Source organism: Dyella sp. AD56 (assembly GCF_002878475.1).
Taxonomy (GTDB): domain Bacteria; phylum Pseudomonadota; class Gammaproteobacteria; order Xanthomonadales; family Rhodanobacteraceae; genus Dyella.
The window spans coordinates 113537-138150 of record NZ_NRDP01000012.1; the positions used below are offsets into that span (position 1 = coordinate 113537).

Annotated in this window: 20 protein-coding genes; 11 read left to right on the forward strand and 9 right to left on the reverse strand. The window is 63.9% G+C overall.

Translation table 11 applies throughout. The features are described 5' to 3' along the window. Positions 1 to 122: 122 nt before the first annotated feature. The 5 genes from DyAD56_RS10450 to DyAD56_RS10470 form a co-directional block, all read right to left on the reverse strand. Positions 123 to 1706: an inorganic phosphate transporter gene (locus DyAD56_RS10450; RefSeq protein WP_102302703.1), complete on the reverse strand. Its 1584-nt coding sequence runs from the start codon at positions 1704 to 1706 to the stop codon at positions 123 to 125. Between the two features lie 102 nt (positions 1707 to 1808). Beyond that, positions 1809 to 3239, reverse strand: coding sequence for an aldehyde dehydrogenase family protein (locus DyAD56_RS10455; RefSeq protein WP_102302704.1), 1431 nt, complete (start codon positions 3237 to 3239; stop codon positions 1809 to 1811). A 21-nt stretch (positions 3240 to 3260) separates the two neighbouring features. After that, positions 3261 to 4904 carry an acetolactate synthase large subunit gene (locus DyAD56_RS10460; RefSeq protein WP_102302705.1) on the reverse strand — a complete coding sequence of 548 codons (1644 nt, stop codon included), beginning with the start codon at positions 4902 to 4904 and terminating at the stop codon, positions 3261 to 3263. 72 nt (positions 4905 to 4976) lie between these two features. Next, positions 4977 to 6350 (reverse strand): exodeoxyribonuclease VII large subunit, encoded by a 1374-nt coding sequence (gene xseA, locus DyAD56_RS10465; RefSeq protein WP_102302706.1) that lies wholly within the window; start codon positions 6348 to 6350, stop codon positions 4977 to 4979. A gap of 113 nt (positions 6351 to 6463) precedes the next feature. Beyond that, the gene (locus tag DyAD56_RS10470) at positions 6464 to 7933 is read right to left on the reverse strand and encodes a phospholipase D-like domain-containing protein (protein ID WP_233202373.1); all 1470 of its coding nucleotides are present in this window, start codon (positions 7931 to 7933) and stop codon (positions 6464 to 6466) included. A 77-nt stretch (positions 7934 to 8010) separates the two neighbouring features. On the opposite strand from DyAD56_RS10470, the gene DyAD56_RS10475 reads away from it, so the two are divergent. Next, positions 8011 to 9957, forward strand: a complete 1947-nt coding sequence (locus DyAD56_RS10475) for an acetyl-CoA hydrolase/transferase C-terminal domain-containing protein (RefSeq protein ID WP_102302708.1) — start codon at positions 8011 to 8013, stop codon at positions 9955 to 9957. A gap of 10 nt (positions 9958 to 9967) precedes the next feature. Here DyAD56_RS10475 and DyAD56_RS10480 read toward each other — a convergent pair whose 3' ends face one another. Then, positions 9968 to 10705 (reverse strand): helix-turn-helix domain-containing protein, encoded by a 738-nt coding sequence (locus DyAD56_RS10480; protein ID WP_158241309.1) that lies wholly within the window; start codon positions 10703 to 10705, stop codon positions 9968 to 9970. Between the two features lie 180 nt (positions 10706 to 10885). Between DyAD56_RS10480 and ispG the strand changes: the two genes are divergently transcribed. The 7 genes from ispG to DyAD56_RS10515 all read left to right on the forward strand — a co-directional run bounded on the left by ispG (position 10886) and on the right by DyAD56_RS10515 (position 16103). Continuing rightward, complete coding sequence (gene ispG, locus DyAD56_RS10485; RefSeq protein WP_102302710.1) at positions 10886 to 12142, forward strand: flavodoxin-dependent (E)-4-hydroxy-3-methylbut-2-enyl-diphosphate synthase; 1257 nt, start codon at positions 10886 to 10888, stop codon at positions 12140 to 12142. A gap of 7 nt (positions 12143 to 12149) precedes the next feature. Next, on the forward strand, positions 12150 to 12875 hold the full coding sequence (locus DyAD56_RS10490) for a class I SAM-dependent methyltransferase (RefSeq protein ID WP_102302711.1): 726 nt from the start codon (positions 12150 to 12152) through the stop codon (positions 12873 to 12875). Next, on the forward strand, positions 12832 to 13134 hold the full coding sequence (locus DyAD56_RS10495) for a DUF1905 domain-containing protein (RefSeq protein ID WP_102302712.1): 303 nt from the start codon (positions 12832 to 12834) through the stop codon (positions 13132 to 13134). The genes DyAD56_RS10490 and DyAD56_RS10495 overlap by 44 nt, the downstream gene beginning before the upstream one ends. A 102-nt stretch (positions 13135 to 13236) precedes the next feature. Then, positions 13237 to 14052, forward strand: coding sequence for an HD domain-containing phosphohydrolase (locus DyAD56_RS10500; protein WP_102302713.1), 816 nt, complete (start codon positions 13237 to 13239; stop codon positions 14050 to 14052). A 60-nt stretch (positions 14053 to 14112) separates the two neighbouring features. Beyond that, the gene (locus DyAD56_RS10505) at positions 14113 to 14514 is read left to right on the forward strand and encodes a DUF350 domain-containing protein (RefSeq protein ID WP_146010479.1); all 402 of its coding nucleotides are present in this window, start codon (positions 14113 to 14115) and stop codon (positions 14512 to 14514) included. Positions 14515 to 14520: 6 nt separating this feature from the next. Continuing rightward, positions 14521 to 14997 carry a hypothetical protein gene (locus DyAD56_RS10510; protein WP_102302715.1) on the forward strand — a complete coding sequence of 159 codons (477 nt, stop codon included), beginning with the start codon at positions 14521 to 14523 and terminating at the stop codon, positions 14995 to 14997. 2 nt (positions 14998 to 14999) lie between these two features. After that, on the forward strand, positions 15000 to 16103 hold the full coding sequence (locus DyAD56_RS10515; protein ID WP_102302716.1) for a glutathionylspermidine synthase family protein: 1104 nt from the start codon (positions 15000 to 15002) through the stop codon (positions 16101 to 16103). Between the two features lie 125 nt (positions 16104 to 16228). Here the strand turns inward: DyAD56_RS10515 and aat are convergent, their stop codons facing one another. Further along, on the reverse strand, positions 16229 to 16963 hold the full coding sequence (gene aat / locus DyAD56_RS10520) for a leucyl/phenylalanyl-tRNA--protein transferase (RefSeq protein ID WP_102302717.1): 735 nt from the start codon (positions 16961 to 16963) through the stop codon (positions 16229 to 16231). A gap of 103 nt (positions 16964 to 17066) precedes the next feature. Here aat and DyAD56_RS10525 point away from each other — a divergent pair, with 103 nt between their 5' ends. Beyond that, positions 17067 to 18464 carry a serine hydrolase domain-containing protein gene (locus DyAD56_RS10525; RefSeq protein ID WP_102302718.1) on the forward strand — a complete coding sequence of 466 codons (1398 nt, stop codon included), beginning with the start codon at positions 17067 to 17069 and terminating at the stop codon, positions 18462 to 18464. Between the two features lie 4 nt (positions 18465 to 18468). Here DyAD56_RS10525 and DyAD56_RS10530 read toward each other — a convergent pair whose 3' ends face one another. Both DyAD56_RS10530 and trxB read right to left on the reverse strand, forming a co-directional pair. After that, entirely contained in the window at positions 18469 to 19611 is a 1143-nt protein-coding gene (locus DyAD56_RS10530) for a GNAT family N-acetyltransferase (protein WP_102302719.1), read from the reverse strand. An 88-nt stretch (positions 19612 to 19699) separates the two neighbouring features. Further along, on the reverse strand, positions 19700 to 20665 hold the full coding sequence (gene trxB, locus DyAD56_RS10535; RefSeq protein WP_102302720.1) for a thioredoxin-disulfide reductase: 966 nt from the start codon (positions 20663 to 20665) through the stop codon (positions 19700 to 19702). Between the two features lie 447 nt (positions 20666 to 21112). On the opposite strand from trxB, the gene ald reads away from it, so the two are divergent. Both ald and DyAD56_RS10545 read left to right on the forward strand, forming a co-directional pair. Then, positions 21113 to 22177 (forward strand): alanine dehydrogenase, encoded by a 1065-nt coding sequence (gene ald, locus DyAD56_RS10540; protein ID WP_102302721.1) that lies wholly within the window; start codon positions 21113 to 21115, stop codon positions 22175 to 22177. An 89-nt stretch (positions 22178 to 22266) separates the two neighbouring features. Next, on the forward strand, positions 22267 to 24591 hold the full coding sequence (locus DyAD56_RS10545; protein ID WP_102302722.1) for a DNA translocase FtsK: 2325 nt from the start codon (positions 22267 to 22269) through the stop codon (positions 24589 to 24591). Positions 24592 to 24614 lie beyond the last annotated feature (23 nt).

A 24614-nucleotide genomic window follows, 5' to 3' on the forward strand; every position in this document is an offset into this window, starting at 1 on the left:
CCGCCGTGGCGGGCCTCATGATTGAACAATAGCCGTGATCGCGACGCCAGATGTGACGCGTGAAGACCACCATGCAACCGAACCGGGGCGGCCGATCGCCTCCGCCCCGCCAGCGTTAACGCTTAGAAAACCTGGCGGAGGACAATGTACAGGCCGCCGGCCAGCAGGATCGAGGCGGGCAGGGTGAGCACCCAGGCCATCAGCAGATTGCGCACGGTGGACCATTGCAGTCCGGAACCGTTGGCGGCCATGGTGCCGGCGACACCCGAAGTGAGCACATGGGTGGTACTGACCGGCAGGTGGAACATGTCAGCGGCTTGGATCAGCCCCATCGCCACCAGCTCGGCCGAGGCTCCCTGGGCATAGGTCAGGTGCTCCTTGCCGATCTTCTCGCCGACTGTTACCACGATGCGCTTCCAGCCGACCATGGTGCCCAGGCCTAGTGCCAGGGCGACGGCCACCTTCACCCACGGCGGAATGAACTGGATGGCCTGAGTGCCCAGGCCACGCCAGGCGGTCAGCGTGGCGGTCTGGTCCTTGCTGAGCCCCGGTTGCGCCAGCACCAGCGGAATGGCGGCGTTGGCCAGGTAGATGTCATTGCGCACGTTACCCATCTGATCGGGCGGCACGGATTTGAGCGAGGGGCGGTTGCCGACTTCATGATCGATCTGCCCGATGAGCTGGGCGAGTGCCGGTGCCGTCGTTGGTTGCGCCGTGTGCTGCTGCACGGCGGTGGTAACGATGGCGCGCGGGTCACCATCGAACGTCACGCTGCCTGCGATGCCCCCAAGCACGCGTTGCGTGTCGACGGAGACTTGGTGGAAGGTTTTTACTTCGCCGCCCGATACCGCGCCATTCAGCGCGTACGCCGTCGGCACGGTGCCAATCAGGATCAGCATGATCAGGCCCATGCCTTTCTGCCCGTCGTTCGAGCCGTGGCTGAAGCTTACGCCGGTGCAGGTCAGCACCAGCAGGGCGCGGATGGGCCACGGCGGCGGCGTCTTGCCCTCAGGGGCACGGTACAGGGCGGGAATCTTTACCAGTTGCTTCAGCAACAGCATCAGCAGGCCAGCGAGCAGGAAGCCAGCGATGGGGGAGAACACCAGCCCCCTGAACACGCCCATGGCGGCATCCCAGTTCACGCCGCTGGTGCCACTGCGCGTGGAGATGAGCTGGTTGGCCAGACCTACGCCGATGATCGAACCGATCAACGTGTGCGAGGAGGAATTGGGCAGGCCGAAATACCAGGTGCCGAGATTCCACAGGATGGCCGCGATCAACAAGGCAAACACCATGGCGAAGCCCGCTTGCCCGCCAACCTGCAGAATCAGCTCCACCGGCAGCAGCGATACCACGGTGAACGCCACCGCGCCTGATGAAGTGAGCACGCCGAGGAAGTTGAAGGTGCCCGACCAGATCACCGCCATGTTGGCCGGCATCGAGTTGGTGTAGATCACTGTCGCCACCGCATTGGCGGTGTCGTGGAAGCCGTTGACGAATTCGAATGCCAGGGCGATCAGCAGCGCCACACCCAGCAGAACGAAGGGCGCGATGGATTGCACATGGATGCTGGATAGATCCTGCATCAAATGCAGTCCGGCGTAGCCCGCGCCTACCAGCAGGATGACGCCGAATATCAGGGCGAAAATTCGACCGCTTCCTGGCCGTGCTGTTGCGGTGGAGACGACTGCGACTTCGGTCTGCATGACATGCCCTTATGGTCGGTCTTGCGCAAGCTAAGCACCCGCGCAAGACAGATCAGTGACAGCCGGAGGGCGGTGTGGCGGCTGGCGAAAGTACCTGCGAAATCAGCGCTCGCGCATCACCATGAGACGTAGCTCCGTCATATCCTCAATGGCCCAGCGCACACCTTCGCGGCCGATGCCGGAGAGCTTCACGCCGCCGTAGGGCATGTTGTCGACACGGAAGCTGGGCACGTCGTTGACCACTACGCCGCCCTGGTCCAGCTCGTTCCATGCACGCATGGCTTTGGAAAGGCTGTCGGTGAAGATGCCGGCTTGCAGGCCATAGTCAGAGTCGTTGACCATGGCTACGACCTCGTCGAACGTGCGGAACGGTGTGAGCAGGGCGAATGGGCCGAAGGCTTCCATGCGATGCGCTTTGGCGCTGGTGGGTACGTTCTCCATCAACGTGGCTTCCAGCATGGCGCCTTTGCGCTTGCCACCGCACAGCACGCTGCCGCCACCCTTGCGCGCTTCCTCGATCCAGCCGTGCAGGCGCTCGGCGGCGGCTTCGTCGATCATGGGGCCGAGGAAGGTGTCCTTCTTCTTCGGGTCGCCGGCCTTGAGCTTCTTCACGGCCGCAACCAGCCGCTTCTTCAGTTCGTCATACAGCGATTCGTGCACGTAGATGCGCTGCACGCTGATGCAGCTCTGGCCGGACTGATAGAACGCGCCGAACACGAGGCGGTCGATCACATGATCGAGATGCGGTCCCTGGTCCGCGTCGATGATGCAGGCCGCGTTGCCGCCGAGTTCCAGCGTCACTTTCTTGTGGCCGGCGCGCGCCTTCAAATCCCAGCCGATCTGGCTGCCGGTGAAGGAGAGCAGCTTGAAGCGCGGATCTTCCACCAGTGGGCCGGCATGCTTGCCATCCAGGTTGAGGATGGAGAACGCGCCTTTGGGCAGATCGGTTTCCGCCAGCACCTCGCCAATGATGAGTGCTCCGATGGGCGTGCGTTCCGCCGGCTTCAGCACGAACGGACATCCGGCGGCGATGGCGGGTGCAACCTTGTGCGCCACCAGGTTCAGCGGAAAATTGAAGGGCGTGATGAACGACACCGGGCCCAGCGGCACGCGCTTGGTGTAACCGTGGTAGCCGTCGAGGCGCTTGGCGATATCGAGATTAATCGTTTCGCCATTGATGCGAACGGCTTCTTCCGCCGCAATGGAGAACGTTTCGATCAGGCGCGTGACTTCACCGTCGGAATCTTTGATCGGCTTGCCGGCTTCGACGCACAGTGCATAGGCGAGTTCCTCGCGGCGCTCCTTGAAACGCTGCACGCAATGTTGCAGTACCTCCTGTCGGGCCCATGGCTTGAATTCGCGCATGGGGATCGTCGCCTTCACCGCGGCGGCAATGGCCTTCTCGACGGCCTTGGCATCAGGCACGGCCACCTTGGTGGCGACTTTTCCGCTGTATTTGTCCAGCACGTCCATCGTTTCCTTGGACGTTTGCGGCTGGTTGGCGAGGTAATAGGGGTAACGCTTGGCAAGCATGGGTGACTCCGGCACGTTAGCTCAGACGGCTGCACTGAGCCGCGGGATTTCTTCGTTGAGGATGCGGTGATTGTCCGAGTAGTCGATCGCAAGGTCGATAAGGTGCACGCCGCCCGCGTTGAAAGCGCGCTCGAGCGTTGGCAGAAATTCGTCGGCGCTCGCAGGGCGATGCCCGTGCGCGCCGTGGGCTTCGGCAAAGAGGACAAAGTCGGGGTTGCCAAACAGCATGCCGTAATCGGGATAACCCATCTCCGCCTGCTTCCAGCGGATCATGCCGTAGGCATCGTCGCGCACCAGCAGAATCACCAGGTCGAGCTTCAGGCGCACGGCCGTTTCCAACTCCTGCGCATTCATCATGAAGCCGCCGTCGCCGCAGATGGCGAGCACCTTGCGCTCCGGGTACACCATTTTTGCGGCCATGGCCGAGGGCAGGCCGGCGCCCATGGTGGCCAGTGCGTTGTCGAGCAGAATGGTGTTGGGTTGACGTGCGCGGTAATAGCGCGCGTACCAGATCTTGTACATGCCGTTGTCCAGGCAAAGCATGCCGTCGTCGGGCATAAAGCGGCGCGTGTCGTCGACGATGCGCACCGGGTGCATGGGGAAGCGGTCGTCGCGCGCGTGGTCCTGCAGTTGTTTGTGGAAAGCGTTTCGCACGCGATTGAAGTAATCGAAGTTCCAATGCTCCTGCGGCTGCAGTGCGTCGGTAAGGCGTTCGATGGTGTGGGCGATGTCGCCGACGACTTCGATCTGCGGGAAGTACACCGCATCCACTTCCGCGCTGGAGAAGTTGATGTGGATCACTGTGCGTCGGCCCTTGCGCATGAGGAACGGCGGCTTTTCCACCACGTCATGGCCGACGTTGATGATTACGTCGGCGGCATCGATGGCGCGATGCACGAAGTCGCCATCCGATAGCGCGGCATTGCCGAGCCACAACGGGTGATCTTCGTCGATCACGCCCTTGCCCATCTGTGTGGTGAAGAACGGAATGCCCAGCTTGTCGATAAAGTCGCGCAGGGCGACGGTGGTCCGCTGTCGGTTGGCGGCAGCACCGATCATCAGGATGGGATGCTTCGCGCGGGTGATCGCTTCGGCGGCCTGCACCAGTGCCGCATCGTCGGGCGCGGGGCGGCGGGCGTACTCGGTGGGAAGCAGGATGGCCTCGTCGACGGTGTCGCGGGCGATGTCTTCGGGAAGCTCCAGATGCACGGCGCCGGGGCGTTCTTCTTCGGCGCGGCGAAAGGCTTCACGCACGCGCGCCGGGATGGTCGGGGCGGACACGATCTGCCGCGTGTACTTGGTCAGCGGCTGCATCATGTCGACCACGTCGACGAGTTGGAACAGACCCTGCTTGTGCTCGCGGATCGGCTTCTGGCCGGTGATCATCAGCATGGGCATGGCGCCCAGTTGTGCGTAGGCTGCCGCGGTCACCAGGTTGGTGGCGCCGGGGCCAAGGGTGGACAGGGCAACGCCGGCTTCGCCGGTGAGTCGTCCCCATGTGGCGGCCATGAAGCCCGCGGCCTGCTCGTGACGGGTGACGATGAGACGGATGGAGGATTCGCGCAACGCTTCGACGAAATCCAGGTTCTCTTCGCCGGGTACACCGAAGATGCTGTGCACGCCTTCGGCTTCGAGTGCTTTCACGAACAGTTGCGCTGCCTTCATGCCTCGCTCCTCGCATTGAAGCGCGAAGGATGCGATATGGATCGTTCAGGGCGCGTGAGGCGTGGCGGGACGCTAGGCGTCCTTCTTGGTGACCACTAGCGGCAACTCGCCATCGGCGAGTCGTGCTCGCACGGGTGTGCCTTCGTCGATGCCAGTGGCCGACCGCAGCACTTTGCCGTCCTTGTCGAAAAGGATGGAGTAACCGCGCTCCAGCGTGGCCAGTGGGCTGATGGCATGCAATGCACGCCCCGTCTGTCGGAGCATGAGCTGATCACGCTCCATCTTGCGCTCGATGGCATGACGCAGGCGTTGCATCAATTCGGCCGAGCGCCGCTGTAACAGCGTCAGCCGAAGCTTCGGGTGCTGCGCGAGGAGCTTCGCGTGCGTGCGCTCCAACTGGCTTCGACGAATCTGCGCCTGCTCGCGTTGCACGCCCAGCAGGCGTCGATGCAGGTGGGTCAGGCGTTCGCGGTCGCGGGCTAGTCGTGCTTGCGGTCGCTGGGCTTGCAGGCGCGCGAAAAGATGGTCCACGCGTTGGCTGCGCGATTGCAGTCGTCGTTGTTCCAGCGTTACCAGCCGTTGTTGCAACTGGTGTAGGTGACGTTGCAACGCATGGGCATCCGGCACCAGCAGTTCAGCGGCGGCGGATGGTGTGGGCGCGCGCAGGTCGGCCACGAAGTCGGCAATGCTGAAGTCGATTTCGTGCCCCACGGCGGACACCACAGGCACCGCGCTGGCGTGGATGGCGCGGGCGACGTGCTCATCGTTGAAGGCCCAGAGGTCTTCCAGCGATCCGCCGCCGCGCGTCAGCAGCAGCACGTCGTAGCGTCCGCTCGCCGATGCCCGGCGCAGCATCTGCACGATCGCCGGCGGCGCCTCGCGACCTTGCACGGGGACCGGCAGCACCTCCACGTCGGCGAGCGGCCAGCGGCGGGACATCACGCTGAGCACGTCGCGGATAGCCGCGCCGGTGGCCGAGGTAATGACGCCAATGCGTCGCGCATAGCGGGGCAGGGGGCGCTTGCGGCCGGGATCGAACAGCCCCTCCGCATCCAGGCGCGCCTTGAGCTGTTCAAACTCGCGTTGCAGGGCGCCTTCGCCAGCCGGCTCCATATGCTCGGCGACCAACTGGAATTCGCCGCGTGGCTCGTACAGCCCCACGCGGGCTCGCGCCAGTACATGCATGCCGTCGCCGGGGCGGAATTTCAGCCAGGTGGTCTTGGGGCGAAACATGGCGCAACGCACCTGGGCGTCGGCGTCTTTCAGGGTGAAATACAGATGTCCCGAAGCGGGCCGGGCAACGTTCGACAGCTCGCCTTCAATCCAGATCAACGGCAGTGCGTCTTCCAGCAGATCCCGCACCAGTCGGTTGAGCGAACTGGGCGTCAGGATCTGGCGCGGCGGCGGGCCGGCCTGGTCGGGGCTGTAGTCGTCGGACGAGCGCATGAAGGGGCGAGCCTAGCATGGGGAATGCAGGGATTACATTCGCTTGCCCCATCAAGCGCAGTCGCGGCCTAAGGCATAGCGCCTATCTCACTGTATTCATTGGGTGTTGGCAGCTACCCTGCATCGTCGAGTTCAGCGGCGCGCCGCTTGAAGCGCCTGCGCAGACGCCATGCCCTGGCGCCGAAGTTCATGGCGAGCCAGGCCGCCAGTACGGCCAGAGGCCAGCCGATGACCGCGGGCCAAAAAACGGCCACGACCGCCAGCAGGCTCAGCACGATAGCGCCGGTCAACAGCGGCCCTGTCGCGGTATCGCCCAGCACGCGTCGATCGGTGAGGGCTGCGCCCATGGTGTTGGCGATACGCAGCGCGCCGGCCGCGGCGCGTCCGGAGCTGCCGCCTACGTGGCGCGTGCGCGGCGGTCGGCCGGCACTGGTTTGCACGTGGTCGGCATGGCGGCGCCAGCGTCCCGGCGCAAGCACGATCTCCGTGGCGTTTTCCAGGTCGCGCTCGTATTGCTCGGCAAGCTGTTGCGCAAAGCCGGTGTCTTCGACCGCTACGTCGATTTCGCGGTTGCTCAGCCAACTCGCGAGGTTGAGGTTGGAGGAGCCTACGCGTGCCCACAATCCATCCGCGACGGCGGTCTTGGCGTGCAGCATGGAGCCGTTCCACTCGAACACGCGGATGCCCGCCTTGAGCAGGGGGCGGTAGCCCGCGCGTGACATGCCAGCCACGACCGGGATGTCGCTGCTGCCGGGTACCAGCAGGCGGACATCCACGCCGTCGCGCGCCGCTGCGGCCAACGCCTGTACGTAAGGCGCCACGCCGATGAAATACGCATCGGTAAGCCATAGCGTCTTGCGCGCCATGGCGGCAATGAGCTGATCCAGGCGGTACATGCCGGCGGTGGCCGGTTGCGTGGCGATCACCCGTAGCGCCACGTTGCCGGTGTCGTCGCCCACTGCCGCGGCAAACGGTGAGAGCGGCGTGCCGATGTTGGCCCAACTTTCGGCGAAGGCATGCTCCAGCTCAGCCACGGCGGGGCCGAGCAAGGCGACTCCGGTGTCGCGCCATGGGGCAATGCCCTTGGCAGGGTCGCCCAGCCACTTCTCGCTGATGCATACGCCGGAGAGAAACCCTTGCATGCCGTCGACCACCAGCAGTTTGCGGTGGTCGCGGCTTATCCAGCCGAACGGCTGCCCGAACTGGGGCGGGTTGAATGCGCGCACCTGGCCGCCGGCGGCACGCAATGGTGCCCAGAAACGATCTCGCGACTGTCCCTTGCAGCCTAGCCAGTCGTAGACCACGGCCACGAACACGCCGCGTTTCGCGCATTCGACCAGGGCCTCGCGAAAAGCCTGACCGATAGCGTCGTCGCGGATGATGTAGTTCTCCAGCAGCACGCGCTCCTTTGCTCCACGGATCGCGGTCAGCCACGCGTCGTAGTGCGCGGCGGCATCGATCAGCAGTTCGGCGCGATTGCCCGTCAACAGGGGCGCGCCCGCGGCTCGGCTCAAAGCCTGTTCGGCGAGCAAGCGGGCATGGACGGGCGCGGCATGATGGCTCATGGGCTGAGTGTAGGACATGGGTTCGGGGCTTCTTCAAGCCGTATTCACTTCAGGCGTGTCACCAATACGCAATATCGCCCCTGCCATGTGGATCCATGTCGCCAGAGCAATGTCATACCGACACCGAAGCATGCGCACAACAGATCGCCGAGAGGATTGGTCCGGACTTGCGCGTGGCGGCCCCCTTGGGGCTTGGCAAGCCGCATGACCTGCTGAATGCGCTCTATCGCCTGACCAGGGCGGACACGTCTCGCTCGCTAGCGCTCTACACCGCACTGTCTCTTACGCGTCCGCACCCGGCGCCCGGCTTGGAGGCGCGTTTCGTTGTGCCTTTCGTGGAGCGCCATTTCGGCGCGGATGCCGTCGATCCGGAGTACGCGATCGACCAAGCGCGCAACCAACTGCCGTCCAACGTCGCGGTGCATGAGTTCTATATGCAATCGGGTGCGCTGTTGCGTTCGGGCAGCGCACAGCGCAATTACATCAGCCAGAACTACACACATGTCGCGCGAGACCTTGCCGTGCAGGACATCAATCTGCTCGTGCAACTGGTGGCGCGCCGCGAGACGCCGGAAGGCGTTCGGTACAGCCTTTCGTGCAACCCGGATCTGACGTTCGACTTCATCGACCGCGTGGTGCAATCGGGCAAGCCTCGGCCATTGTGCGTGGCCGTCGTCCATCCGGACCTGCCGTATATCAGTGGTCACGCCGAAGTGGAGCGTGATTATTTCGACGTCGAGCTGCACACGGAAAAGGCACCCCCGTTATTTGCCTTACCCCGGCAGCCCATTGATCTGGTGGAGTACGCACTGGGCATGCATGCCAGTGCGCTGGTTCGTGACGGTGGCTGTCTGCAGATTGGCATCGGCGCGCTGTCCGATGCATTGGTCTATGGGTTGCGCTGGCGTCAGGAGGACAACACGCAATGGCGGCGCGCGCTGGTGGCGCTCGATCCGCGCGGTGGCACGCATGCCATGGCCTCACGCATGGGTGGACTGGCACCCTTGCGCGCGGGTCTGTACGGCGCCAGCGAGATGGTGATGGATGGTTTCATGCACCTGCAGCGCGCGGGCATCCTCAAGCGTCGCGCCTGGGACAACATGGCGTTGGAGCGTGCGGCCGCCTGCGGCAGGTTGTCATCCGACACGCCGGGTGGACACTACCTGCGCGGGGCCTTCTTCCTGGGTTCCCGCGAACTGTATCAATGGCTCGGCGAGCTCGATGCGACCGATCCGGATGCGCTGGACATGTGTCGCGTCTCCAACGTCAATCAGTTGTATGGCGACCACCAGATGCTCGCCTCGCTGCAACGTCGCGGTGCGCGCTTCTTCAACACCTGCATGATGGCGACGCTGCTGGGTTCGGCGGTGTCTGACGGGCTCGAAAACGGCGAGGTGGTCAGTGGCGTGGGTGGCCAGTACAACTTCGTGGCGATGGCGCACGAATTGCCGGAAGGTCGCTCCATCTTGATGTTGCGCGCGACCCGGCAGGGGCGTGGTGGCGTCGAGACCAATATCCGCTGGAACTACGGTCACACCACTATTCCACGCCATCTGCGCGATTTGTTTGTCACCGAATACGGCGTGGCTGACCTGCGCGGAAAAACCGACAGCGAGTGCGTCGAGGCCATGCTTTCCATTGCCGATGCGCGTTTCATCGACGCCCTCTGTGCGGAAGCGAAAGCGCACGGCAAGCTGGCCGCCGATTTCCAGATTCCCGAGCGATGGCGGAACAACCGTCCCGAGCACCTGAAGCAGGCACTCGCACCGTGGCGGGCCAAAGGGCAGTTGCCGCCGTTTCCTTTCGGGAGTGATTTCACCGAGGTGGAGCAGCGGCTTTTGCCGGCGCTCGACTGGTTGAAAAAGCGCAGCGTGACATGGCGCGGCAAGACGGAAATTTTTCGCGCCGCGCTGGCTCCTGGGCAGGTGGCCAGCGGCGAAGACGAGGCGCTGGAGCGAATGGGGCTGACCAGGCCGGCTTCTTTGAGTGATCGTGTCCAGCAGCGCTTGCTGAAGGCTGCCCTTCGCAGAGCAGCCGAGTGAGGCAAACGCCCTAGTGCATCAGTAGCGACAAGCCTTGTTCGCGTAGGGCGGCCAAGTCGAGGATGTGCAGGCCCGTGCGATCGGCGCGTATCCAGGCGCGTTCGCGGAAACGGCCGAGCAGGCGGCTGATGGTTTCGGTGGTCAGGCGCAGATGGTTGCCGATATCCGCGCGGGACATCGGCAGCGGCAGGTAGTCCGACGGCAGGCCCAGTATGGAGCGGCGGTCGCGCATATCGACGAGGAAGGCAGCGAAGCGTTCCTCGGCCATGTAGTTGCCGCTGCTCAACTGCAGGCGCGAAATGCGCTGGCTTGCCGACTGCACCAGATGCCACGGCACCTCCGGCTGCTGTGCGGCGACATGCCGAACGGCCGAGTAGGGGAAACGGCAGAACTGTGTCTTGCCGAGCGCGACCACGGCGTTGTCGTGCACTTCGCGTTCCACGGCATCCAGGCCGATCATTTCACCCGGTAGATGGAAGGCGAGCACCTGTTCGCGCCCGGCCACGTCCACTGCCACGGTCTTGGCCATGCCGATCTGCACTGCATATAGCGCGCGGAACGGCGACATGGGTCGGTAGAGGTATTCGCCCGTGCGCATCGGTCCGACGCGTTCAGCTATATGACGCAGGCCTGACAATTCGGCGCGGTCGTAGCCGCTGGCCTGGCAGACGGCGGCATGACCGCAGCCTGCGCAGGAGGGAGAGGGCGACATGCGTTGGGCGCCGTCCTGGCGGGAGGTCTGAAGCATGGGGATGCACTCCTGTTTCCGTGCGTTGGGGCAGGACTTCATGATCGTTGCTCAAGCAGTCGGAATGGCTCCAATGCGCGGTTTTGCCGCATCGCGCGGGGCGATGCGACGCTTGCTAGGGAGTGCCCGGTGGTTCGGGTATCCTTGCCCTGTTGCCGTCCCACATCGCGATCCCATTACATGAGCGACACGACTCCTTCTCCGCGTCCCGCCCAGCCCGCCTCCCGCCGTCCTGGCGTTGGCGTAAAAATTGGCAAGATCACGGTGGGTGGCGGTGCACCCATCGTGGTGCAGTCGATGACCAACACCGATACGGAAGATCCGGCGAGCACCGCCAAACAGATCGCTGAGCTGGCACGCGCCGGTTCCGAACTGGTGCGCATTACGGTGAATACGCCGGCCGCCGCCGCCGCGGTGCCGCGCATCCGTGACAAGCTGGCGATGATGGGTGTGGATGTGCCGATCATTGGCGACTTCCACTACAACGGCCATCAGCTGCTGGAAGCCGAGCCCGGCTGCGCCGAGGCGCTGGCGAAGTACCGCATCAATCCGGGCAATGTCGGCTTCGGTAAGAAAAAAGACACGCAGTTCGCCTCCATCATCGAGATGGCGCTGCGCTATGAAAAGCCCGTGCGCATCGGTGCCAACTGGGGCTCGCTCGACCAGAGCATGGTCGCCACGTTGATGGACGAGAACCACAAGCGCGCCGCACCGTGGGATGCCTCGCACGTGGCACGCGAAGCGCTGATCCGCTCAGCGCTCGACTCGGCCAAGCGGGCCGAAGATATCGGCTTGCCGCGCGATCGCATCATCCTGTCGTGCAAGGTGTCGGGCGTGCAGGAGTTGATCGCGGTGTATCGCGACATCGCCACGCGCTGTGACTATGCATTGCATTTGGGTCTGACCGAGGCCGGCATGGGCTCCAAGGGCATCACCGCTTCTGCGGCGGCGCTTGCGGTGCTTTTGCAGGAGGGCATTGGCGACACTATCCGTATTTCGCTCACACCGGAGCCGGGCGCCTCGCGCACGGGCGAAGTCATCGTGGCGCAGGAACTGCTGCAGACCATGGGCCTGCGTGCATTCACCCCGCTGGTGACGGCGTGTCCTGGTTGTGGTCGCACCACCAGCGAGTTCTTCCAGGTGCTCGCACGTACCGTGCAGGATCACGTGCGCGAACAGATGCCGCTGTGGCGCGTGAAGTACGACGGCGTGGAGAATCTCACGCTCGCCGTGATGGGCTGCGTGGTAAACGGCCCGGGTGAATCCAAGCACGCCAATATCGGCATTTCGCTGCCGGGCAACGGCGAGGCGCCATCGGCGCCGGTGTTCATCGACGGGCAGAAGGCGATGACGCTGCGTGGCGACAACATCGCCCATGAGTTCATCGGCATCCTCGACAACTACGTGGCGTCCAAGTACGCCAGCCGCGCCGGCTGACGCCTGGATGCATGCCAGCGCGGACGAGGCACTGATTCTCGACGCCTGGCAGAGCAATGCGCAGGCCTGGGAACAGGCCGTGCGCGAGGGCCGCATCGAGAGCCGAAAGCTCGTGACCGACCAGGCCATCGTCGACGCTGTGCTTGCGTGTGCGCCGCGCACGGTGATCGACGTAGGTTGCGGCGAAGGCTGGCTGGCCCGAGCGCTCGCCGTTGCGGGGGTGAAGGTGATCGGGGTGGACGTTATCCCGGCCTTGATCGAGTCAGCTCGCGCGAACGGCGACGGCGATTTCCGCATACTGTCCTACGAGGACATGGCTGCCGGCGCGCTGCCTGAGCGGGCGGACGTGGTGGTATGCAACTTCTCCCTGCTCGGGCGGGAGTCGGTCGATGGCTTGCTCGCCGCCATGCCCGAGTTGTTTGAGCCGGGTGGCACCTTGATCGTCCAGACGCTGCACCCTCTCTTGGCTGCCGAACCCTACGCCGATGGCTGGCGCGAGGGCTCCTGGGTGGGTTGCGGCAGTGGCTTCGGCCAGGCGGCGCCCTGGTACTTCCGCACGCTGGGCAGCTGGGTGTCCGCGTTCGAGCGGGCTGGCCTGAGTCTTCATGGCATCAACGAGCCGATACACCCTCACACAGGGCGCCCTGCCTCCGTTATCTTCATGGCAGGGGTAGGCCAGGGGAACGGGGATGAACAGGCATCGCGCCGTAGCATTTCGCGCCACCGTACATAGCGACCAGCGGCCGTGGTTGGTGCCGCTGCCGTTCGATCCGGTCAGTCAGTGGTCTACGCCGGCCAGGCCGCTGTGGAAATGCGGCCACGGGCATCGCGTTCGCGGGAGCCTTAATGGGCAGGATTTCCGTGGCGCCGTGGTCGAGCGTGCAGGATCGTTCTGGCTGCAACTCGAGGAAGCCACCGTCATTGCCGCCGGGCTAAGCACGCTGGGCGCTGGCGAATGGGTGGATGTGCTGATCGAACCTGAGGACGCCTGAGCGTTGCCAACCCGGTAACAGCATGAGGCATGTTGATCTGGTTATGCTCCGTCGTGCCACGCGTGCGCCGGATCACCGGTGACGATGCGGACGGGAGGCGCGGTGACGGTCAAACCCCAATTTCGCATTGTCGCCATCTATGTGTCGGTGGCCCTGCTGTGGGTACTCTTTTCCGATCGCCTGCTTTTTTCGCTCACGGCGGATACCCGCACGCTGAGCCTGCTGCACACCATCAAAGGTTGCTTCTATGTGGTGGTGACCGGCGGCTTGCTGTACTGGCTGATTGGCCGCGACGTTCGCCGTATGGATCGCCTTAACCATCTACTGCTGACCGGCAATGAGCAATCGTTGCGTGCGCTGGTGTCAGCGATGGATGTACGCCACAAGGAAACACGCGACCATTCCGAGCGCGTTATGCGCATGACGGTGGCGTTGGCGCGCCGCGTGGGGCTGGAGGGCGACGCGCTTCGGCATGTGCGCTTTGGCGCCCTGCTACATGACATCGGCAAGCTGGCCTTGCCCGACGCGGTGCTGATCAAGCCCGGACCGTTGACGCCCGATGAGATGACCTTGATGCGCACGCACCCCGTGCTGGGCAGGGATCTGCTCATGCGGACGGCGTTCTTGCGACCGGCCATCGACATTCCCTATGCGCACCACGAGCGCTGGGATGGCACGGGCTATCCGCGCGGCCTGATCGGTGAGGAGATACCACTAGCTGCACGCATCTTCAGTGTCGTCGATGTGTGGGATGCGTTGAGCTTCCCGCGCGTCTACAAACCGGCGTGGCCTGAAATGGACGTTATGGACTATCTGCGCAACGCGGCCGGCGGCCAGCTCGATCCCAGTGTCGTGGGGCTATTCATGGAGCACTACGACGAGCTGAAGGCGATCGGTCTGGGACAGGCGCCGGATTGAACTAACGGGTGCGTTACACTGCGGCCTCGCCCGGCATGGGTGGGTCGAAAGGGGAACAGGGTGTTGCCGGATCTTTCCACGTTGCCTGCGTTTGCAGCGTACTTTGGGTTGGGTGTCCTTTTTCTCGCCATCTTCTGCACGGTGCACATCTGGCTGACACCGCAACGCGAGATGGCGCTCATTCGCCATGGCAACCAGGCTGCCGCGATCAGTCTCGGCGGCGCCCTGATCGGTTTCATCGCGCCGCTGGTCAGCGCGATGTCGCACAGCGTGAACCTGTTGGACCTGGCCTTGTGGGGGCTGGTGGCGCTCATCGTGCAATGGTTGGCGCACCAAGCCATTCACCTGCTGATTCGTGACCTTGCCACGCAGATCGAAGAAGACAATCGTGCGGTGGCGATCTTCGCCGCGGTGATCGCGATTGCCGTGGGTCTGGTGAACGCTGCGGCGATGACGTGGTGACGGGCGATGAGCACGATCGACAAGAAGCCCTCGCGCGAACTTCGGCCCGGCATGAAGCCCCAGCAGCGTCACGACGCGCAGTTTCGGCCCGTGCCGCCGCGTAACCAGAAGCGCTCGCTGGCCGTGCCGCTGATCGCGCTAGGTGGCGCCACGCTGGTCGGTCTCTCCATGCTCGGTCGTGGGCAGGATGTGCAGCGCAACCGGTACGACAGTTACGAAGATTGCGTACACGACTATTCCAGCGGGCAGTGCCAGATCGATGGTCCAGTGAGTGGCGGCTCCTATAGCGGTGGCTTGCACTACTACGGCCCCTGGTATCGGAGCGGAGGCGGTGTTGGCGCGGGCGATCCGGGTCCGGGACGCGCCTTGGTTGCGGGTGGTCGGGTCGGTGGTGGTGACGGCGTCAGTGGGCCGCGCGGCGTTGAGTTGGGATCGCGCGGTGGATTCGGTTCTAGCGGACGCGTATCTGCGCGAGGCGGTTGACGATGCGGCGCGTGACGAGCACGCCGCGTGCCGATTGGCAGGCGCGGTTGGAGTCGCAGGGTTTTGTCTTCCACACCATCGACGGCCAGCCGTACTGGCGCGAGGACGTCTGCTACGTATTCGACGAGGCTCAGATCGACGGGCTGGAAGCAGCTACGAATGAGTTGCACAGCCTTTGCCTTGAAGCGGTCGATCGCGTTGTGCGTGGCGGACGCTACGCGGATCTCGGGTTGGACGAGCGCGCCGCCACGTTGATCGAGCGCAGCTGGTGGGACCGAGAGCCTGCACTCTACGGCCGCATGGATCTGTCGTACGACGGCTCGTCGCCGCCGCGACTGCTGGAATACAACGCGGATACGCCTACTGCATTGTTCGAGGCATCCGTGGCGCAGTGGTACTGGCTGCAGGACGTGGCGTCCGACGCCGATCAGTTCAACTCCATCCATGAGGCGCTGGTCGAGCGCTGGCGCTTGCTGCCGCCGGCGTCGCATGTGCATTTCGCCGCCTGCTACGAAAGCAGTGAAGATGCGTTGACCTGCGACTACCTTGTCGATACCTGCATGCAGGCGGGTCACCGCGCCACGGCGTTGGACGTGGAGCAGCTCGGCTGGTCAGGCAAAGACTTTATTGATCTGGATGACACGCCGATAGAACGGCTGTTCAAGCTCTACCCGTGGGAATGGATGTTGTCCGAGCCATTCGCGATGCACCTGCCGCAGACGCGTCTGCGCTGGTTCGAGCCAGCATGGAAGATGGTGTTGTCGAACAAGGCCATCCTGCCGCTGTTGTGGGAGTTCTTTCCGGGGCATCCGAACCTGCTGGCGGCCAGCCGCCATCGCACGGATGTTGCGGGGGCTGTGGTGCGCAAACCTTACTGGGGCAGGGAGGGTGCCGGGGTGACGGTGCTGGATCCTGGACAGGTGGAAGGTCCGGTGACCGAGCCATGCATCTACCAGGCGTTGGCGCCGCTGCCGGTGTTCGATGGCCGGCATGCACTCGTGGGTTCCTGGGTCGTGGGCAACAACGCCGTGGGCATCGGCATGCGCGAGGACGTTGATCGCGTCACGCGCAACACGAGCTGCTTTGTACCGCATCTATTTCGCTGAGTACTTTTTGATGTAAGGCCGGAGCGGGTGATCTTGGCGCTGGCCTTATGGGCTCTGCAGTTCGCCATCAACGGCGTGCACGATCTGCTGACGGCGTGGGGCTTCATTGCGGCCTGACGCGCGTATCAGTTGGTGGTGGCCTGACGGGTCCATTGAGCCAGCGGCGTGAATTGCGCCCAGTTGCCGGGCTGCCCCGGTAGCTGGGACAGATGCGCCACGGTACGCAGGAATTCGGTGCGCGGATATTCCACCGCGCCCAGCTGCATCAAATGGGCGTTGGTGACCTGCGCATCGATCCAGGGAAAGTCCCAGCGCCGCAGCAACGTCGCCAACGCCATCAACGCGACGCGGGAGCCACCGCTTTCGCGGCTGAACATGGATTCGCCGCAGAATAGCCGTCCAATGGCGATGCCGTAGATGCCGCCGATCAGGCGGTCGCGCTCCCACACTTCGACGCTGTGCGCGTGTCCCATCGCGTGCAGCTGCTCGTAGGCTGAGATCATCGCCGGAACGATCCAGGTGCCGCTCTGGCCGGGCCGCGGTGCGGCGCATGCTGCCACCACGTCGTGGAAGGCGTGGTCAACGGTAATGACCCAATCTACCTGGGCAAGGCGCCGCCGCAGGCTGCGGTTGGGAGTCAGCGTATTCGTGTGGAACACGCAGCGCGGGTCGGGCGACCACCAGAGTAGTGGTTCGTCCTCGTTGAACCAGGGGAAGATGCCCTGCGCATAGGCGGCCAGCAGGCGGCGTGGCGACAGATCGCCGCCGAAGGCCAGCAGGCCGTTCGGATCGTTCAATGCCTTGCGCGGATCAGGAAAGTGTTCCGGCCTGGTCGCGTCGAGCAGGGGCAATCGAATCATGGGGTATCGGGCGGCGGTCAAACCAAGTCGGGATGTTTGGTACATGCTACCGGGACGGAGATGTGGTTAGCATGCCCCACCTTCACTAGCCCATGGATCTGGCATGCGTCGTCGCTTCTTGTGGTGGATGGTTGCTCTGGCCCCGACGGTGGTGGCTGCGTCGCCCGACATGGATTCCGCGTTGGCCAAGCGTATCGACAGCGATGCGCAGACCGTGTTGCAGCGCACGGATACCCCGGGCGCGACCATCGCCATCTATCGCGATGGCAAGCCGCTCTATGTGCACGCCTATGGCTTGAGCGATCGCGAGCGTAAGACGCCAGCGACGACGTCGACCTATTACGAGATCGGCTCCATCACCAAGCAATTCACGGCGGCGGCTATCCTTCAGCTGCAGGAGGCCGGGAAGCTCGATATCAACGCCAAGCTGGCGACCTATCTGCCCGACGCGCCGCACGCGAAGGAAGTCACGCTGAAGCAGTTGCTGTCGCACACCAGCGGCATGCCGGAGTACCTGGACGGGCCGGACGTCGAGCAATGGGCGGTCAAGCCGGCCACGTTCGATCAGATCATGGCGCGCATCAAGGATAAGCCGCTGGATTTTCAGCCGGGCAGTCGTTGGTCGTATTCCAATAGCGGCTACGCGTTGCTGGGCCGGGTGATCGAGCTGACATCGCACGAGTCGTACCTTCACTATGTAAAGACGCACCTGCTGGTCCCGGCCGGCATGACCCATACCTATACGGTGGACGACGAATCCCGTCTATCGGGCATGGCGAAGGGTTATCGACATGCGAACGGGAAGCTGGAACCGGCGCCCACCATCCATGCCACGGTCGGCTGGGCAGCGGGTGTCCTGGTGTCCACCGTGGACGACCTGGAACGCTGGAATGTCGCGCTTCGCGGCGGCAAGATCATTCGTCCCGCCGACTACACGCTGATGGCGACGCCGGTGGAGGGTAGCAACGACTACGGCCTTGGCCTGTTTATCGACACGCTGGACGATCAGCCGCGCATTGGCCATACCGGCGGTTCGTTCGGTTTCACTACGTCGAATCAGTATTTCCCGAAGCAGGGTATCCAGGTCATCGCCTTCACCAACGTTGGCGACAATCCGGAACCGGGCCAGATGCTGGTCACTGCCACATTCGAGGCGTTGTATCCGGATATTGCAGCGGCGGCGCGCAAGCCCGCGGCTGGCGAAGATGCGGCGACGACGGCAGCCGCACGCAAGGCCTTCGCGCAAATGCAGAAAGGCAATGAAGACGCTTCGATGTTTGGCGACAAGCTGAAGGCCAAGATGGCCGCAGGTTTGTCCGGTCGACTGGCCAAGCAGTTGTCACCATTTGGCGAGCCGTCGTCTTTCATCTTCAAGGGACGGCGCCAGGACAAGGACAAGACCTGGAACGACTACGTAATCGAGTTTGGTCCCGGCAACTACCTTCAGTTCGGCGTGGAGCTGGATACCGAGGGCAGGGTGGCTGGCATTTCGCTCGGCTAAAGCGTCAGGGCGACGACGTATGCGCGTAGGGGCTGTGTTGCAGCAGGTCCTGCGCGTATTCGTCTATGGCCTCGGCTTCGTTGGTTAATGCCTGGCGCACGGCGTCGCGAAAGCTGTGGTTGACCAGGTAGTGCCGTGAATGGGTTCGCACGGGAAGGAATCCCCGCGCCAGCTTGTGTTCGCCCTGCGCGCCGGGCTCGAAGCGCTGCAAGCCGTGACGGATGGCGTACTCGATACCCTGGTAGTAGCAGAGTTCAAAGTGCAGGCCTGGTACGTCGACGTCCGCGCCCCAGTAACGCCCGTATAGCGTGTCGCTGCTCTTGAGGAACAGCGCCATGGCGATGATCCGCTCCTCGTGGCGGGCGAGTGCCACCTGCACGCGGTCGCCGAGGATGTCGCCCATGCCGGCGAACATGCGCTGCGTCAGTGCGGCATGGTTGCCCTTGGCGTCGAAGGTGGCTTCGTACAGGGCGTGGATCTGTCGCCACTCTTCGTGGCTGAGCGTGTCGCCGCCGCGTATCTCGATATCCAGGCCCGCTTGGGCGACATGGGTGCGTTCCTGCCGGATGTTTTTCCGCTTCTTGTGATTCAGTGCGGCGAGGAATTGCGCAAAGTCAGCGTAGCCACGGTTGTGCCAGTGAAACTGCACGTCCGAGCGGTCCAGCCACGGACCATCGAAGGCAGCCAATTCGTCGTCACGCAGGAAGTTGGCGTGCACGGAAGAGAGGTTCATGCGCTCGGCAAAGCTACGCATGGCTGTCGCCAGGGCGCGCTGTCGCTCGACGGTATGTGCGTTTTGGCCGGCCAGTAGGCGTGGCCCAGGCACAGGCGAGTAGGGCACGGCATTGAGCAGCTTGGGGTAGTAGTCGCCGCCTGCTTGCTCCCAGGCGCTCGCCCAGCTCCAGTCGAACACGAACTCGCCGTGGGAATTGCCTTTCAGGTATAGCGGTGCGGCGGCAACGAGTTCGTCGCCTTCATAGAGCCCAAGATGATGGGCTTGCCAGCCCCAGTCGGGACGGACGCAACCGGTTCGCTCCAGCAGCGCGAGGAAGGCGTGCGAGACGAACGGGTTATCGTCCGGACGAAGCGCATCCCATGCCGCAGCAGGGATGCGTTCGATGCTGTCGTGGAAGCGTGCTTCGATCACGTCAGTTCAGATTGCCTCAGTGTTACATCGCCGTCATTCCGGCCCTCGCCCCCTTTTCGGGGTGCGCCGGAATGACGAGCAGGAGGCCTCAGCTCGCCGGGCCCTGCTGGTCCAGCCAGCGCTCCGCGTCCAACGCCGCCATGCAGCCGAAGCCGGCGGAGGTGACGGCCTGGCGGTACACGTGGTCGGCCACGTCACCGGCGGCGAACACGCCTTGCACGGAGGTCATCGTCGCCATACCACCCAGGCCGCTGCGGATCTTGATGTAGCCGTCGTGCATGTCCAGCTGGCCGTCGAAGATGCCCGTGTTGGGGGTGTGGCCGATGGCAACGAAGAAACCCGTCACGGGGATATCGCGCGTCGCGCCGGAGTTCACGTCCTTCACGCGCACGCCGGTCACGCCGGAGTTGTCGCCCAGCACTTCATCCACGGAGTGGTTCCACACCAGCTCGATCTTGCCGGCGGCGGCCTTCTCGAACAGCTTGTCCTGCATGATCTTTTCGGCGCGCAGCTTGTCGCGGCGGTGCACGAGATAGACCTTGCTGCAGATGTTGGACAGGTACAGCGCCTCTTCCACGGCGGTGTTGCCGCCGCCGATCACGGCCACTTCCTGCTCGCGGAAGAAGAACCCGTCGCAGGTGGCGCAGGCGGACACGCCCTTGCCCTTGAAGTGCTCCTCGCTGGCGATACCCAGATACTTCGCCGTTGCGCCAGTGGTGATGATCAGCGCGTCGCAGGTGTACTCGCCCGAGTCGCCTTTCAGACGGAACGGGCGCTGCTTGAGATCCACGCTGTGGATGTGGTCAAACACCATCTGGGTCTCGAAACGCTCGGCGTGCTGCGCCATGCGCTGCATCAGTTCCGGACCTTGCACGCCCTTGTCGTCGCCCGGCCAGTTGTCCACCTCGGTAGTAGTCATCAGCTGGCCGCCCTGCTGCAGGCCGGTGATCATCATCGGCTTGAGGTTGGCGCGGGCAGCGTAGACGGCGGCGGTGTAGCCAGCGGGGCCGCTGCCCAGGATCAGCAGGCGGCTGTGCTTGGTGGGTGCGTTCATGCGTTCCTTCTATCCGCCTTGTCGGCGGTGGTCTTCGTGGAGGGTGGAATGCCGATTCCGCCGCTTGGGCCATGCTGGGGCGCATGGCCTTCCGGCGATCGCCCTTATATGTGGGCTGTCAGCTGGTTTTCAGCAGGATGGGCTGTATCTCTTTGACTTTGCTGCAACTGCGCAAAGGTGGTCTGGTTGCGCAGCGTTGCGGGAATGTGAAAACGGCCTGCCCATCATGGTTATAATCCTTCGGGTTTGCTGGCGACTTGTTGAGTCATTCGCTCCCTCGCGTGCCGCGGTTTCCTGCCGCTGCTTGGCAAGAACGGAGCGAGGCGTCCGAACCCGGAAGCATGGGGAAGACGCGAGGACGATTCAAGGCTGCCGGCACAGGTATTGCCAGGCCGCCTGCGGTCCGGCGTCGTTGCCACCTCACTTCCCCATCAGGATCCACTCCCCATGCGTATCGGTATTCCTTCCGAAACCAAGACCCTTGAAGGTCGTGTTGCCCTCATTCCCGCCGCTGCGTCCGATCTGGTGCGTCGTGGCCACGAGGTGTTCATCCAGTCCGGCGCCGGTGAGAAGAGCGGCTTCTCCGACGAGGCCTATGCCAAGGTCGGCGTGAAGGTCGTAGCCGATGCCGCCGCCCTGTATGACGCCGGTGAGCTGATCGTGAAGGTCAAGGAGCCGATCGCCGGCGACCTGGCCCTGCTCAAGAAGCATCACCTGCTGTTCTGCTACCTGCACCTGGCCGCCGAGCCGGCGCTGACCAAGAGCCTGCTGGACATCGGCCTGACCGGCGTGGCGTTCGAGTCGGTGGAAGAGAACGGCGGCCTGCCGCTGCTGCTGCCGATGTCGGTCATCGCCGGCCGCATCGCTACCCAGATCGGCACCACGCTGCTGCATCGTCCGCAGGGCGGCAAGGGCAAGCTGCTGGGCGGCATGGCCTCCACGCCGCGCGGCAAGGTCGTGGTGCTGGGCGCCGGCGCTGCCGGTGGTAACGCTGCCGCGCTGGCTGCCGCTGCTGGCGCCAACGTCGTGGTGTTCGACAAGCGCCAGGATCGTCTGGCCGAGATGATGGCCATGGGCCCGAACGTCACCGCGCTGTATGCCTATGAGTCGAGCGTGGCTGAAGAAGTCGCCACGGCCGACCTCGTGGTCGGCGCCGTGCTGATCCCCAGCGCCAAGGCGCCGCGCGTGGTCACCGAAGAGATGGTCAAGACCATGGAGAAGGGCAGCGTGCTGGTGGATATCTCCATCGACCAGGGTGGCTGCTTCGAGACCTCGCGTCCGACCACCTGGAAGGAACCGACCTACGATGTTCACGGCGTGACCCACTTCTGCGTCACGAATATGCCGGGTGCTGTGCCGCAGACCTCGTCGGTGGCGATTTCTGCCGCTATCCTGCCGTACGTGCAACGTCTGGCCGCCGGTAACGAATGGCGCCAGTTCGAACCGCTGCGCGGGGGCATCAACGTCGACGGCGGCGAGCTGGTTCATCCGGCGCTCAAGGGCATGATCTAAGGTCTTGCCTGCCGCTTCCGCGGATGTAACACCGTCCGGCCGCCCCTCTGGCGGCCGGACTTACGCTTGAAGACAGGATAAGGACCACGGTGCCGCGTACCGCCAACGTCAAGAAAGACAAGAATGAGCGCGAAGGCCTCAGTGAAGAACTGAAGCGCCGTCTGCGCGAAGCTGGCGCGTTGCTGCTGCTGCCGCTGGCGCTGTATCTGCTGGTCTGCCTGTTCAGCTACAACGATCAGGATCCCAGTTGGGGTCATGCCGGCACCGTCGAGCACGCCCGCAATTTCGGTGGCGAGGTTGGCGCGAATATCGCCAACGTCCTGCGCTACATCTTTGGTCTGGTTTCGTATTTCTTCCCGCTGTTGTTGCTGTTCCTGGGCGTGCAGGTGCTGCGCCATCGTGGCGAGCGCACCGTGCAGCCGTGGGAGCCGTCGCTACGACTAATCGGTTCGGTGTTCTTCTTCATCACCCTGCCGGCGCTGCTCTATCTCAATATCGACGAGCCGATCCTCCCGCAGGGTGTGGGCGGCATCATTGGCATGTGGGTCGGTCGCGGACTGTCGCATGCACTGGGCGGAGGGGCATCGCTGCTACTGCTGGCGCTGTTCCTTATCGCGGTGACGCTGGCGACCGGCCTGTCGTGGTTCAAGGTGGCCGACCTCACCGGCCAAGGCGTGCTGAAGATCGCTGGCTGGTTCGGTGGCAAGCTGCGCGAGGCGCCGGAAGTGCTGGCGGCCCGTCAGGCGCGGGCCGAGCGCGAAGTGGTCAAGAAGACCGAGGCCGTCAAACAGGCCAAGCGCGAACCCGTGCGCATCGAGACGGCACCCGCTCCTGTGGTGAAAAGTGAGCGCGCCAAGCTGGAAACACAGATCCCGTTGTTCACTGGCGCTGCCGCGCCGGGCGAACTGCCGCCGCTATCACTGCTGGACGAGGCGCCGGAGCAAGGTCCGGGTTATTCGGAGGAAACGCTCGAGGTGCTGTCGCGCCAGGTCGAGCTGAAGCTCAAGGATTTCCGCATCGAGGCGAAGGTGGTCGGCGTCTATCCAGGCCCGGTCATTACGCGCTTCGAGCTGGAGCCCGCCGCTGGCGTGCGCGGTTCGCAGGTGTCGAGCCTGGACAAGGACATCGCGCGCGGCCTGTCCGTGGTCAGCGTGCGCGTGGTTGACGTGATTCCGGGCAAGAACGTGATCGGCCTGGAAATCCCCAATACACGCAAGCAGATCGTCTATCTCTCCGAAATTCTCCGCTCGGACAAATACGACGCCATGAAGTCGCCGCTGGCGTTGGCGTTGGGCAAGGACATCGCCGGTCGCCCGGTAGTGGCCGATCTCGCCAAGATGCCGCATCTGCTGGTAGCCGGTACCACCGGCTCGGGTAAATCGGTTGCCGTGAACGCCATGGTGTTGAGCCTGTTGTACAAGGCCAGCGCCAAGGACGTGCGCATGATCATGATCGACCCGAAGATGCTGGAGCTTTCGGTCTACGAAGGCATTCCGCATCTGCTCGCGCCGGTGGTGACCGACATGAAGGAAGCCGCCAACGCGCTGCGCTGGTGCGTGGCCGAAATGGAGCGCCGCTACAAGCTCATGGCTGCCGTGGGCGTGCGCAACCTTGCCGGCTTCAACAAGAAGGTGAAGGACGCCGAGAACGCCGGTCAGCCGCTGCTCGATCCGCTGTTCCGCCCAAATCCTGAGATGCCGAACCTGGCGGCCGAGCCGCTGGAGCCGCTGCCGTACATCGTGATCATCATCGACGAGTTCGCCGACATGATGATGATCGTCGGCAAGAAGGTCGAGGAACTGATCGCGCGCCTCGCGCAGAAAGCGCGTGCCGCTGGCGTGCATCTGGTGCTGGCGACGCAGCGTCCGTCGGTGGATGTGATCACTGGCTTGATCAAGGCCAACATCCCGACCCGCATCGCCTTCCAGGTGTCCAGCAAGATCGACTCCCGCACCATCCTTGACCAGTCCGGCGCCGAGGCACTGCTGGGTCACGGTGACATGCTCTACCTGCCGCCGGGTACGGCGACGCCAGAGCGTGTGCATGGCGCTTTTGTGGACGACCACGAGGTGCATGGCGTGGTGAGCTGGCTCAGGGCACAGGGTTCCCCGCAATACATCGAGGGCGTGCTGGAAGAAGTTCAGGCGACCAGCGACGGCAAGTTCATCAACGACTCCGGCCTGCCGCAGGACGGCGAGGAAGGCGGTGACGCCGACGCGCAGCTTTACGACAGGGCGGTTCGCATCGTCACCGAGACGCGGCGTGCTTCGATTTCCGGCGTGCAGCGCCACCTGCGTATTGGCTACAACCGCGCCGCCCGTCTGATCGAGCAGATGGAGCAGGATGGCGTGGTCAGCGCGCCACAGCACAACGGCAACCGCGAAGTGTTGGCTCCGCCGCCGCCGAAGAACTGACGGGTCAGGGGCGATGATGCTCT

What these genes read in the sequence shown, in the direction of transcription:
- DyAD56_RS10450 (WP_102302703.1), bottom strand. Translation starts at nt 1,706, where the DNA reads ATGCAGACCGAAGTCGCAGTCGTCTCCACCGCAACAGCACGGCCAGGA.
- DyAD56_RS10455 (WP_102302704.1), bottom strand. Translation starts at nt 3,239, where the DNA reads ATGCTTGCCAAGCGTTACCCCTATTACCTCGCCAACCAGCCGCAAACG.
- DyAD56_RS10460 (WP_102302705.1), bottom strand. Translation starts at nt 4,904, where the DNA reads ATGAAGGCAGCGCAACTGTTCGTGAAAGCACTCGAAGCCGAAGGCGTG.
- xseA (WP_102302706.1), bottom strand. Translation starts at nt 6,350, where the DNA reads ATGCGCTCGTCCGACGACTACAGCCCCGACCAGGCCGGCCCGCCGCCG.
- DyAD56_RS10470 (WP_233202373.1), bottom strand. Translation starts at nt 7,933, where the DNA reads ATGTCCTACACTCAGCCCATGAGCCATCATGCCGCGCCCGTCCATGCC.
- DyAD56_RS10475 (WP_102302708.1), top strand. Translation starts at nt 8,011, where the DNA reads ATGTCGCCAGAGCAATGTCATACCGACACCGAAGCATGCGCACAACAG.
- DyAD56_RS10480 (WP_158241309.1), bottom strand. Translation starts at nt 10,705, where the DNA reads ATGCTTCAGACCTCCCGCCAGGACGGCGCCCAACGCATGTCGCCCTCT.
- ispG (WP_102302710.1), top strand. Translation starts at nt 10,886, where the DNA reads ATGAGCGACACGACTCCTTCTCCGCGTCCCGCCCAGCCCGCCTCCCGC.
- DyAD56_RS10490 (WP_102302711.1), top strand. Translation starts at nt 12,150, where the DNA reads ATGCATGCCAGCGCGGACGAGGCACTGATTCTCGACGCCTGGCAGAGC.
- DyAD56_RS10495 (WP_102302712.1), top strand. Translation starts at nt 12,832, where the DNA reads ATGAACAGGCATCGCGCCGTAGCATTTCGCGCCACCGTACATAGCGAC.
- DyAD56_RS10510 (WP_102302715.1), top strand. Translation starts at nt 14,521, where the DNA reads ATGAGCACGATCGACAAGAAGCCCTCGCGCGAACTTCGGCCCGGCATG.
- DyAD56_RS10515 (WP_102302716.1), top strand. Translation starts at nt 15,000, where the DNA reads ATGCGGCGCGTGACGAGCACGCCGCGTGCCGATTGGCAGGCGCGGTTG.
- aat (WP_102302717.1), bottom strand. Translation starts at nt 16,963, where the DNA reads ATGATTCGATTGCCCCTGCTCGACGCGACCAGGCCGGAACACTTTCCT.
- DyAD56_RS10525 (WP_102302718.1), top strand. Translation starts at nt 17,067, where the DNA reads ATGCGTCGTCGCTTCTTGTGGTGGATGGTTGCTCTGGCCCCGACGGTG.
- trxB (WP_102302720.1), bottom strand. Translation starts at nt 20,665, where the DNA reads ATGAACGCACCCACCAAGCACAGCCGCCTGCTGATCCTGGGCAGCGGC.
- ald (WP_102302721.1), top strand. Translation starts at nt 21,113, where the DNA reads ATGCGTATCGGTATTCCTTCCGAAACCAAGACCCTTGAAGGTCGTGTT.